This window comes from Streptomyces sp. G-G2, from assembly GCF_030063135.1.
In the GTDB taxonomy this organism is placed as follows: domain Bacteria; phylum Actinomycetota; class Actinomycetes; order Streptomycetales; family Streptomycetaceae; genus Streptomyces.
The window spans coordinates 1-10,853 of sequence record NZ_JASISO010000092.1; the positions used below are offsets into that span (position 1 = coordinate 1).

Genomic DNA, 10,853 nt, shown 5'->3' on the forward strand with positions numbered 1-10,853 from the left:
CGGGGTATCAACTTCTGGCGTTGATTTTTGGCACGCTGTTGAGTTCTCAAGGAACGGACGCTTCCTTTGTACTCACCCTCGCGGGTTTTCCTCCGGGCTTCGTTCTTCGTTTCCGACTCTATCAGACCCTTTCGGGCCTGACTCCCAGTCAGCGGGTTTGTCTTTCCGGCTGTTGGGCCGTTCCGACTCCCGAACTCTAGCGGATTTCCCGGGCGGCTCATAATCGGGCCTTGGAAATGAATTCGGGCATGCCGAATTCGTTCCCGGTGGGAGATCGTGCTGAGTTGGGTGCCGCTACGAGGCGGCGTGATGCGTTGCCACGGAACCGAACCGGCCCGGGGACAACTCGAAGAACCTTACGGATCCCGGGGGCTGGTGTCAACCCCGGGTTCAGGTACTCGATCAGGCGGGCGACTGGAGTCCTTCGACCCGGTCCAGCAGGCGGGTCAGGATGTCGCCGAGCAGGGCGCGCTCCACGGTGGAGAGGTCCTGGAGGAGGTCCTCCTCGAAGACCGTGGCCGCGCGCATCGCGTCGAGCCACTTGCTGCGGCCCTCGTCCGTCAGCTCCACGATCACGCGGACCCTGTTGGACTCGTCACGCTCTCGCGTCACCAGGCCGTCCGCGGTCATGCGGTCGATCCGGTGGGTCATCGCCGCGGGCGTGAGGCCCAGCTGCTTGGCCAGCTCGCTCGGGCCCATCCGGTACGGGTCGCCCGCGAGCACGAGGGCCTTGAGGACCTCCCACTCCGCGTTGCTGATGCCCAGGGCCGCGGTCTGGCGGCCGTACGCGACGTTCATCCGGCGGTTGAGGCGGCTCAGGGCCGACACGACCTTCTCGACCTGGGGGTCGAGGTCCTGGAACTCGCGCTGATAGACGGCGATCTGCTCATCGAGGCTCGGCTCGTGGACGGGCGTAGCGCCGTCGGGGGTGTCACCCATGGTCGAAGTATGGCACGAAGCTCATTGGCGTCTAACTCCTTCGGTGTGTAGAGTTAAGGATCGAACTTTAGGTATGAAGTCTTGAGGCTTCAGTAGTGAAGGCAGGTGAGAAGTGACCAAGGTGATGGGCGCTGCGATGCGGAGGATCCAGGCCGGGAACGCGCTGACCGCGTTCGGTATCGGTTTCACGGTTCCGTTCCTCTATATCTACGTGGCGCAGGTGCGAGGCCTGGGTGCGGCTACGGCGACGTGCGCGTTCGTGGCGTTCGCCCTGGGTGCCCTGCTCGCGCTGCCCCTCACCGGTCGGGTCATCGACCGGCGCGGGCCTGTTCCCGTGGTCATGGGCGCGGCGGTGGCGGCTTCGGTGGGCGCGATATCGCTCGGGCTGTCGACCGGCGTTGTGCCGATCCTGCTGTCGGCCCTGGCGCTGGGCGCCGGGCAGGCCGTCATGCAGCCCGCGCTGGCGACGATGATCGTGTGGTGTTCCACCCCGAGCACCCGGACGCGTGCCTTCGCACTGCAGTTCTTCATGCAGAACCTGGGTCTGGGCATAGGCGGCCTCATCGGCGGCCAGATCGTGGACGTGGACCGTCCCGGCAGCTTCACTCTGCTGTTCGGCATCGAGGCCGTGATGTTCCTGGTGCTGGCGGGCGTGATCGCCACCGTGCGGATGCCGCACGCGCCGAGCATCAAGGACGCGGTGCCGAAGGACCCGGCCCAGCGGGGCGGGGGCGGCTGGAAGCGGCTGCTGGAGCACAAGGCGATGGTTCAGCTGTGCGTGCTGGGCTTCGTGATCTTCTTCGCCTGCTACGGCCAGTTCGAGTCGGGCCTCGCCGCCTTCGGCACCGAGGCCGCCGGGATATCCCCCTCGACCCTCGGTTTCGCCCTGGCCGCCAACACCGGTGCGATCGTCGTGGCTCAGTTCGTGGTGCTGCGGCTGGTGGAGAAGCGCCGCCGGTCGCGCGTCATCGCGCTGGTCGGTCTGATCTGGACGGGCGCCTGGCTCATAGCCGGGTTCTCCGGGCTCGGGCACGGCAGCGCGATGATGGCCGCCGCCGCGTTCATCTCGACGTACGCGCTCTTCGGTATCGGCGAGGCCATGCTGTCGCCGACGCTGGCGCCGCTGGTGGCCGACCTGGCGCCGGAGGGGTCCATAGGCCAGTACAACTCGGCTTTCGCGCTGGTCAAGCAGATGGCGCTGGCGCTGGGGCCGTTGGGTGTGCCGCTCGGGGCCGGGTTGCCGATGCTGTACATCGGGATCTTCGTGGCGGTCTCGCTCGGGATCGCCTGGCTGGCGCTGCGGCTCGGCAAGCAGCTGACTCCGGCGCAGGACAACCCGTCGCTGCTGAAGGCCGCTCCGGCTCCGGTGGCGGTCCCGAGGGCCGCCGTCATCGCCGAGCCCGTGTCGGCGTAGGCGCAGGCGCAGGTGTAGGCGGTCCAGGAGGACCGTCAGTGCGTGCGCAAAAGCCCCGGTCCACAGGACCGGGGCTTTTGCGTGTGTGCGGCTATCGGGCGGGGTGTTTGTCCGGCAGGGCGAATTCGCACCAGACGGCCTTGCCGCCGCCGGGGGTGCGGCGGGTGCCCCAGTTGGAGGCGATGGTCGCGACGATCGAGATGCCGCGGCCGGTCTCGTCCGCCGGCTCCGCGCGACGGCGGCGCGGGAGGTGGTCGTCCCCGTCGGTGACCTCGATGATCAGGCGCCGGTCGGTGCGGCGCAGCCGCAGGCGCATGGGCGGGGTGCCGTGCTGGAGGGAGTTCGCCACGAGTTCGCTGGCGGCCAGCACGCCGAGGTCGCACAGTTCCACCGGGAAGCGCCAGGAGGCGAGGACTCCCTGGGCGAAGGCCCGGGCGCGCGGGGCCGCCTCGATGCCGCCCAGGAGTTCCAGGGCCGCGTTGTGGAACAGCTCGGCCTCGGTTCCGACGCGGGCGGGCTGCTGGAGGACCATCACGGCGACGTCGTCGTCGTGGTCGGCGTCCACGCCCAGCGCGCGCATCAGACGGTCGCAGATGACGGCGGGGGTGCCGAGCGCGCCGGAGAGGGCGCGTTCCAGAGCGGCCACGCCCTCGTCGATGTCCTCGCCCCGGCGTTCCACGAGCCCGTCGGTGTAGAGGACGGCGGTGGAGCCGGGGCCCAGGGCGATGGTGCCGGAGGTGTGCAGCCAGCCACCCGTGCCGAGCGGGGGGCCGGTGGGGTCGGCGGCGCGGCGGACCGTGCCGTCCTCGTCGCGGACGAGGATGGGCAGGTGCCCCGCGGAGGCGTAGGCCAGCAGGCCCTCGCTGGGGTCGTGGACGGCGTACACGCAGGTGGCGATCTGGCTGGCGTCGATCTCGGCGGCGAGGCCGTCGAGGAGCTGGAGCACCTCGTGCGGCGGCAGGTCGAGCCGGGCGTAGGCGCGGACCGCGGTGCGCAGCTGGCCCATGACGGCGGCGGCGCGGACGCCGCGGCCCATGACGTCGCCGATGACGAGGGCGGTGCGGCCCGCGCCGAGGGTGATGACGTCGTACCAGTCACCGCCGACGGCGGCTTCGGTGCCGCCGGGTTGGTAGGTGGCCGCGATGCGCAGGTCGTCGGGCTGTTCCAGTTCCTGCGGGAGCAGGGAGCGCTGGAGGGTGACGACAGCTTCGCGCTGGCGGCGTTCGGCGGCGCGCAGCCGTTCGACGGCTTCGGCGTGGTCGGTGACGTCGGCGAGGTGGATCAGTACGCCCGCGCTGCGTCCGGCGCCTTCGGTTTCGGGGAATTCCACCGGGGTGCAGGTGGCGGTGTACGAGCTGCCGCCCGGGCCCTTGCGGTTCTTGGCGGTGCGGGGCTTTCCGCTGCGCAGGACCTGGTCGAGGAGCGGGAGGAGGCCCAGCTCGGCGAGTTCGGGCAGGGCTTCGTGGGCGGCGGCGCCGGTGGCGCGGGGGCCGAAGCCGCAGGTGTAGGCGTCGTTGACGTAGGCGATGCGGTGTTCGGGGCCGTGGACGAGGGCGACGCGGGCGGGGAGGCAGCCGAGGACTTCCCGTACGGAGAGCACGTCGAGCGAGGGCACGGCGGCGATCGCCGCGGCGGAGCCGGTGCCGGTCCCGGAGACGGTGAGGTCGGTGGGGCCGGTCGGGTCGCCGTCGCGGGTGGGCGGGGTCCGCTCGGGTCCGGTGGCCGACGGGTCGGCGCGGCCGCCGCGGGCGGCCGGGACGGAGCCTTCACCCCGCTTGGCCTGGGCTGCGGCGTGTTCGATCCGGGCGGCGGCGCGGCGCTGCGTTCCGGGAAACCGGGCGCTCCAGCGCGTGAAGTTCACTGCGTTCAAGCCTCGTGGTGTCGCTCGATGGTCGCTACATCGCTCGTGGTCGGTCGCTGGACGGTGTCACTCTGTGCAGGTGTGAGCCCACCTATGGTCACACGTCCAGTGGGGCCGACCACACGGACAACGTCAGCGCTGGCTGTCCTGCGGGGGGTTGGGGGCGGGTGGGGCCGGGGGTTTCTTCGGGCTGGCGCCCGCGGCGAGTTCGAATTCGGCCCTGGGGTGTTCGAGGGAGCCGAGGGAGACGATCTCACGCTTGAAGAGCCCGGAGAGGGTCCATTCGGCGAGGACGCGCATCTTGCGGTTGAAGGTGGGGACGCGGCTCAGGTGGTAGACGCGGTGCATGAACCAGGCCGGGTAGCCCTTGAGCTTGCGGCCGTAGATGTGGGCGACGCCCTTGTGGAGGCCGAGGGAGGCCACGGAGCCGACGTATTTGTGCGCGTACTCGGTGAGGACCTCGTCGCGCAGGGCGTGGATGAGGTTGTCGGCCAGCACTTTGGCCTGGCGGACGGCGTGCTGGGCGTTGGGGGCGCATTCGGTGCCGGGTGCGGCGGCGGTGATGTCGGGGACGGCGGCCGCGTCACCGGCGGCCCAGGCGTGTTCGACGCCTTCGACAGTGAGGAAGGCGGTGCAGGAGAGCCTGCCGCGCTGGTTCGTGGGCAGGTCGGTGGCGGCGAGGACGGGGTGCGGTTTGACGCCCGCGGTCCATACGACGGTGCGGGTGGGGAACCTGGTCCCGTCGCTGAGGACGGCGACGCGGTTCTCGCAGGATTCGAGGCGGGTCTCCAGGCGGAGGTCGATGTTGCGGCCGCGCAGTTCCCGGATCGTGTACTTGCCCATGTCGGGGCCCACTTCGGGGAGGATCCGGTCGCTGGCCTCCACCAGCACCCATGTCATGTCTTCGGGCTTGATGTTGTGGTAGTACCGGGCGGCGTAGCGGGCCATGTCCTCCAGTTCGGCGAGCGCTTCGACGCCCGCGTAGCCGCCGCCGACGAAGACGAAGGTGAGGGCGGCGTCGCGGATGGCGGGGTCGCGGGTGGAGGAGGCGATGTCCATCTGCTCGATGACGTGGTTGCGCAGGCCGATGGCCTCTTCGACGGTCTTGAAGCCGATGGCGTACTCGGCGAGACCAGGGATGGGCAGGGTCCGGGAGACCGAGCCGGGGGCGAGGACGAGTTCGTCGTACTCGATCTCGATCGCCCCGGTGCCCTCCTCGGGGGTGGCGAGGGTGGTGACGGTCGCGGTCCGTTTGGCGTGGTCGATGCGCTGGGCCTCGCCGATCACGATGCGGCAGCGGTTCAGGACGCGGCGCAGCGGTACGACGACGTGGCGTGGGGAAATGGAGCCCGCGGCCGCTTCCGGGAGGAACGGCTGGTACGTCATGTACGGCTCGGGAGTGACCACCGTGACCTCGGCCTCGTCGGCTCTCAGCTTTCGCTGGAGCCGTAGGGCCGTGTACATGCCGACGTACCCGCCGCCGACGACGAGGATGCGTGTCCGGGGCGGGGTGCCGGGGGCCGTGCCCCGGGAGTTAGCAGCCTTCACCATCCCATGACGCAACGTGGCCGGGAGTTTGTCCACAGGCTCGACAGATTGTGTGACCGGCGGGAGGTGCCTGGAGCGGTACTTCGGGGGCCGGAGTGGGGGGTGAGGTACGCAGGTCAGGCCGTGCGGAGGGGGTGATTCCGGGGGCTTGGAACGGAAAAGTGGGGGTCAATGCTCCGATCGAGCGATGGTCCGTACGGAGCTGCCTCTTCTGAATTGACTCTGGCTCAACTATGTTCGTAGCCCGTCGACGAGTGAGGACCAGGGCACACATGACCGTGGCCCCCTCGACCCGAAGGCGGGGACTGTCTCCGGGGGGAGACAAATGATTACCGGGGGAAACATATGAACATTTCCGATTTCCATGGTTCTGCGACCGCGCTCTCGGCCGAGAGTGCCGGCCGCGTGATCGCTGGTGGCACCTCGCACGGTGTGGGCCGTTCCACGCCCCTGCGGGTCGACGCACAGCGCAATCTCGAACACGTCCTGCGGGCCGCGCGCGAGGTCTTCGGCGAACTGGGTTACGGGGCTCCGATGGAGGACGTCGCCCGGCGCGCCCGGGTCGGTGTCGGCACCGTGTACCGGCGCTTCCCGAGCAAGGACGTCCTGGTCCGGCGGATAGCCGAGGAGGAGACCTCCCGGCTGACCGAGCAGGCCAGGGCCGCGCTCGGCCAGGAGGAGGAGCCCTGGCAGGCGCTGTCGCGCTTCCTGCGCACCTCCGTCGCCTCGGGCGCCGGGCGGCTGCTGCCGCCGCAGGTGCTGCGGGTCGGCTCGGTCGGCGAGGACGGCCAGGCCGTACTGGAGGCCGTGGACTCGGCGCGGGTACCGCACCAGCGCCAGGCCGTGGTGGTCGGCGGACAGCCGGACCTGCGGGTCGTCGGCGGCCGTACGGCGATCGAGGACGAGCCGTCCGAGGACTCGGGCGCCGGTGCGCTCCTGGAGGTCGTCGGCCGACTGGTCGACCGCGCCCGGGAGGCCGGTGCGCTGCGCCGCGACGTCACGGTGGCCGATGTCCTGCTGGTGATAGCGACGGCCGCGCCCGCGCTGCCGGACCCGGCTCAGCAGGCGGCCGCTTCGGCCCGGCTGCTGGACATCCTGCTCGAAGGACTGCGTTCACGGACCATGTGACGGTTCACCCGCAGACGGTTCACCCGCAGACGGTTCACCCACTGAGGGTTCACCGTCCGAGGTTCACCGTCCGATGATGCGGATCGGGCCGGGAGCTCGAGGTCCGGGGGCTGCGGTTCTGGCTCTCCGGCCCCCGGGCTCTTCCGCGCTCCGGGCTCCGGCGCTTCTCCGTGTCTGCGTGCGCGTGCGTGTCTGCGTGCGCGTGCGTGTGCGTGCCTCTCCGCGCCTTCCGGGTGCTGCCACACTGTCCGGACTGCCAGATTCCGCTGCCGTTCTCGAACGGGCGGTCACTCGAACGGGTGGGGTGGGGTGCGGTATCGCGCCGAATCCAGCCCGGACGAGTGGATGGCGTACGGAGCGGCTCGGCGCGCGTTCGCCGTGTGACACGCTGGATCGGTGTACCGGCTGAGTGTGTCCTGCGGGGGCTTGCGCGATGAGCGTTGACGGGCGGGAAGATCCGGTCTCCGGTGCCACGGGCGGCGGCGAGTCCGATGAGGGCGCTCCGCCCGCCGGACAGGTCCCGGCCCAGCGCGAGCCCGGCGGCCGGCTGGCCGGTACGGGCGGCGGCACGGGCACGGGTGGCGGCGCGGGCGCCGCGGAACCGCCGCTCTCCGACGCCGCGTTGATCGCCCGGGTGCGGGCCGGGGACGACGGCGCCTACGAGGGGCTGTTCCGCCGGCACGCCGATTCCGTACGCCGTTACGCGCGCACCTGCTGCCGGGACGCCCACACGGCTGACGACCTGACCGCCGAGGTGTTCGCGCGGACCCTGCAGGCGGTACGCGGCGGGGCCGGACCGGACCAGGCGGTACGGGCGTACCTGCTCACCACGGTCCGCAGGGTCGCCGCCGCCTGGGCGAAGACCGCGAAGCGGGAGCAACTCGTCGAGGACTTCGCGCTGTTCGCGGAGCAGGCCGGAGCGGGAGCCGAAGCCGGGACCGGGACCGGGCTCGCGCCCGGGGCGGACACCCTGGAGCAGGGTGCGGACGTACGGGCCATGCACCAGGCCGAGCAGTCGCTGGCCATGCAGGCCTTCCGCAGCCTTCCCGAGCGGTGGCAGGCCGTGCTGTGGCACACCACCGTCGAGGAGGCTTCGCCGAGCGCGATCGCCCCGCTGTTCGGGCTGACCGCCAACGCCACGGCGGTGCTGGCCAGTCGGGCCCGGGAGGGGCTCAAGCAGGCCTACCTCCAGGCCCATGTGAGCACCACGCTGAGCGAGGGCGGGGACTGCGCGCGCTACGCCGACCGGCTGGGCGCCTACGCCCGGGGCGGGTTGCGGATGCGGGCCGAGCGCGGACTGCGCGGCCACCTGGAGGAGTGCGTGAAGTGCCGGCTGGTCGCCGGTGAGCTGAAGGACGTCAACGCCGGGATCCCGGCGCTGCTTCCGGTCGCGGTCATCGGGTGGTTCGCCGCCGGGTACGCGGTCAAGGCGGCCGGGGTGGTGGCCGGTGGGGTCATGGCGGCGGGCGGCGCGGGCGCCGCCGCGGCGGCCGCGGGAGGGTCGACGGCGGGAGCGGGCGCGGCGGGAGCGGGCGCGGGCGCCGCGGGGTCCGGGGCCGGGTCGGGAGCGGGGGCCGGGGCGCTGGCCTCCGAGGGGCTCGGGCTGCCCGCCAAGGCCGCGATCGCCGCCGGGGTCGTGGTGGCCGCCGCGGCCGGGGTGGTGTTCGCCCTGGCCGGGGACGACGCGAAGCCCGCGGCCCAGGTGGCGCCGAAGCCGAGCGCGGTGGCGCCCGCGCGTCCCGTCGTCCCGGCTCCGCTGTCCCCGGCGCCCGATTCGCCCACGCCCCTGCCGCCGGTCGCGCGGGCGCCCGTACCGTCGCCGCGCGGATCGACGCCACCGGCTCCGCCGCCCGTACGGCCCCCCTCGCGCTCCCCCTCGCCGAAGCCCGCCTCGCCGAGCCCCACGCGGCACGCGCCGCAGCCGAAGCCGTCTCCGTCCGCTTCGCCGAAGCCCGCACCGGCCGCCGGGTTCCAGCTGGTGAGCCTGGGCCAGTCGGTCCTCGGCGACCACGCCGGTCCCGAGGTGCGGACCTGGCGCAGCAGCTGGGTGTGGCAGCGGTGGGGGCTGGTGGTCGGCGACCGGCGGTACGGCCACGGGATCACCGTCAACGCGCGTTCCTCGGTGGAGATCACCCTCAACCGCCAGTGCTCCTCCTTCTCCGCCCGGGCGGGGGTGGACGGGCTCTCCCTGCCGGGCGACGGCGCGGTCCGCTTCTCCGTCTACGGGGACGGGGTGCGGCTGTGGCAGTCGGCCGCACTCGGGTACGGCGACCGGGCGGTGCCGGTCGAGGTCGGGCTGACCGGACGCAAGGCCCTGCGGCTGGTCGTGGAGCACGCGGGACCGCACTCCGGCCTGACCCTGGCCGCCTGGGCGGACGCGGTGATCAGCTGCCGGTGAGGCCGGGAGTGCGGGCCAACGCGGACTCCGGGGGCACGAGGACGCCGAGGATGTCCTGCGGGGTCAAAGTGGCGCCCGCCGCCGCCTCCTCGGCGTAGCGCTCCGCGCCGAGAGCCGAACGGTTCCGCGCGGGCAGGTCGCGGATCAGCGTCTCGTCCGGCACCGAACGCGGGTGCCCGGCCCGCCAGACGGTGGCCGCCGCCAGCACCCGTACCGACTCGGCGGGCCGGTCCGCCCCGGCCAGCAGCAGGGCCGCCGTCTCCGCGAGGGCGGCCAGTACCCGTTCCGCGCAGTGCCCGGTGATCGCCTCGGCCAGCGTGGGCGAGAGGACGGCCAGCCCCGCCTCCGGGCCCTCCTCCAGCCCCTTGAGATGGGCGTCCAGGTTCGCCAGCCCGGCCGCGAACTGCGGCGGCATGCTGGTCCGTACGGACGCGGCCAGGGCCCGCTCGTACTCCTTGCGCGCCCGGGGCGGATCCCCCCGGTCCAGCGCGATCATCCCGGCGAGCAGGCGGCTGAAGGCCTCTACGTCGTTCACCCCGGACCGCTCGACCTCGGCGTCCACTTCCTCCAGCAGCCGCTCGGCGCCCTGCGCGTCGCCCGTACTGAACACGGTCTCGGCGATCCGGGCCATCGCGAACGGCGCCTCGAAGTGCGCCCCGACCTCGCGGGCGAGCCGCAGGCACTCCTCGTACTCGGCGCGCGCCCAGTCGAACCGGCCGCGTGAGAGCGCGACCTCACCGGCGGCGCTGGCGACCTGGGCGCGGGTCCAGCGGTCGCCGACGCGGCGGGCGATCTCGTGGAGTTCGGCGAGGTCGGCGTCGACCGTCGGCAGGCCGCCGATGATGTCGATGGCGGTGTGGGTGCGGAGCATGAGGGTCACGCCGAGTTCCCAGTCCCCGGCGTACGCGCGGCAGTTGGCGACCGTCTCGTCGATCGCGGCATGGAAGTCGTAGGAGTCGCCGCGGAGGAACGCGGTCAGCGGCCACAGCATGCCGGGGAAACGGGCCGCCTCCGGGGAGTTGCGACGGAAGGCCCGCTGGAGCCGTTCGGCCAGGGCGAGGCGTTCGGGCGTGCGGAACTCCGCGATCGGGCGGGTCTCCGCGATGAGGAACATGTGGAGGAGCTGGAGCCGCATCCAGCGCCAGTACTCCGGGCTGTCCGCCGGCGGCTCCACCGTGTCGAGGGCGAGGACGCGGGTGATCCACGCGGCGCCCTCCGTGCGGTAGTCGCGCAGCCACCAGAACCAGCCCAGGGCGAAGGCGAGGCGCTGCGCCGACTCCGGGTCGGGGCCCGGGCGGGGGTCCGGTCCGGGGCCCGGCTCGGACAGGGAGACGGCGAGGGCGGTGCGGAGGTTGTCCAGCTCGGTCTCGACGCGGGCGATCCAGGGGAGCTGGGCGGCCGAACGGAGCAGGGGCTCGGCCTGTTCGGCGAGGGCCGTGTAGTGGGCGAGGTGGCGGAGTTCGGTGGCGGCGCGGTCGGCGGGGACCTCGGCGGCCCGCTCGGCGGCGTACTCGCCGACGGTCTCCAGGAGCCGGTAGCGCATGTCCCCCTCGGGGGCCGGGGTG

At 72.4% G+C, this 10,853-nt stretch carries 8 protein-coding genes; 4 read left to right on the forward strand and 4 right to left on the reverse strand.

What is annotated here, in order from left to right:
* On the forward strand, positions 1–200 hold a 200-nt coding region (locus QMF80_RS37075; protein ID WP_283461712.1), incomplete at its 5' end, for a hypothetical protein.
* A gap of 202 nt (positions 201–402) precedes the next feature.
* Here QMF80_RS37075 and QMF80_RS37080 read toward each other — a convergent pair.
* On the reverse strand, positions 403–939 hold the full coding sequence (locus QMF80_RS37080) for a MarR family winged helix-turn-helix transcriptional regulator (RefSeq protein WP_283461714.1): 537 nt from the start codon (positions 937–939) through the stop codon (positions 403–405).
* 124 nt (positions 940–1,063) lie between these two features.
* On the opposite strand from QMF80_RS37080, the gene QMF80_RS37085 reads away from it, so the two are divergent.
* Positions 1,064–2,353: an MFS transporter gene (locus tag QMF80_RS37085; RefSeq protein WP_502962996.1), complete on the forward strand. Its 1,290-nt coding sequence runs from the start codon at positions 1,064–1,066 to the stop codon at positions 2,351–2,353.
* A gap of 91 nt (positions 2,354–2,444) precedes the next feature.
* On the opposite strand, the gene QMF80_RS37090 is transcribed toward QMF80_RS37085, so the two are convergent.
* Positions 2,445–4,214 (reverse strand): ATP-binding SpoIIE family protein phosphatase, encoded by a 1,770-nt coding sequence (locus QMF80_RS37090; RefSeq protein WP_283461726.1) that lies wholly within the window; start codon positions 4,212–4,214, stop codon positions 2,445–2,447.
* A 132-nt stretch (positions 4,215–4,346) separates the two neighbouring features.
* Positions 4,347–5,765 carry an NAD(P)/FAD-dependent oxidoreductase gene (locus QMF80_RS37095; RefSeq protein WP_283461718.1) on the reverse strand — a complete coding sequence of 473 codons (1,419 nt, stop codon included), beginning with the start codon at positions 5,763–5,765 and terminating at the stop codon, positions 4,347–4,349.
* Between the two features lie 342 nt (positions 5,766–6,107).
* Here QMF80_RS37095 and QMF80_RS37100 point away from each other — a divergent pair, with 342 nt between their 5' ends.
* Both QMF80_RS37100 and QMF80_RS37105 read left to right on the forward strand, forming a co-directional pair.
* A complete protein-coding gene (locus QMF80_RS37100; protein ID WP_283461720.1) occupies positions 6,108–6,890 on the forward strand; it encodes a TetR/AcrR family transcriptional regulator in 783 nt (260 codons plus the stop codon).
* 433 nt (positions 6,891–7,323) lie between these two features.
* The gene (locus QMF80_RS37105) at positions 7,324–9,288 is read left to right on the forward strand and encodes a sigma-70 family RNA polymerase sigma factor (RefSeq protein WP_283461721.1); all 1,965 of its coding nucleotides are present in this window, start codon (positions 7,324–7,326) and stop codon (positions 9,286–9,288) included.
* Here the strand turns inward: QMF80_RS37105 and QMF80_RS37110 are convergent.
* Positions 9,275–10,853 (reverse strand): transcriptional regulator (locus QMF80_RS37110; protein ID WP_283461723.1); only part of this gene is annotated, 1,579 nt, incomplete at its 5' end. The two genes, QMF80_RS37105 and QMF80_RS37110, sit on opposite strands and share 14 nt — an antisense overlap.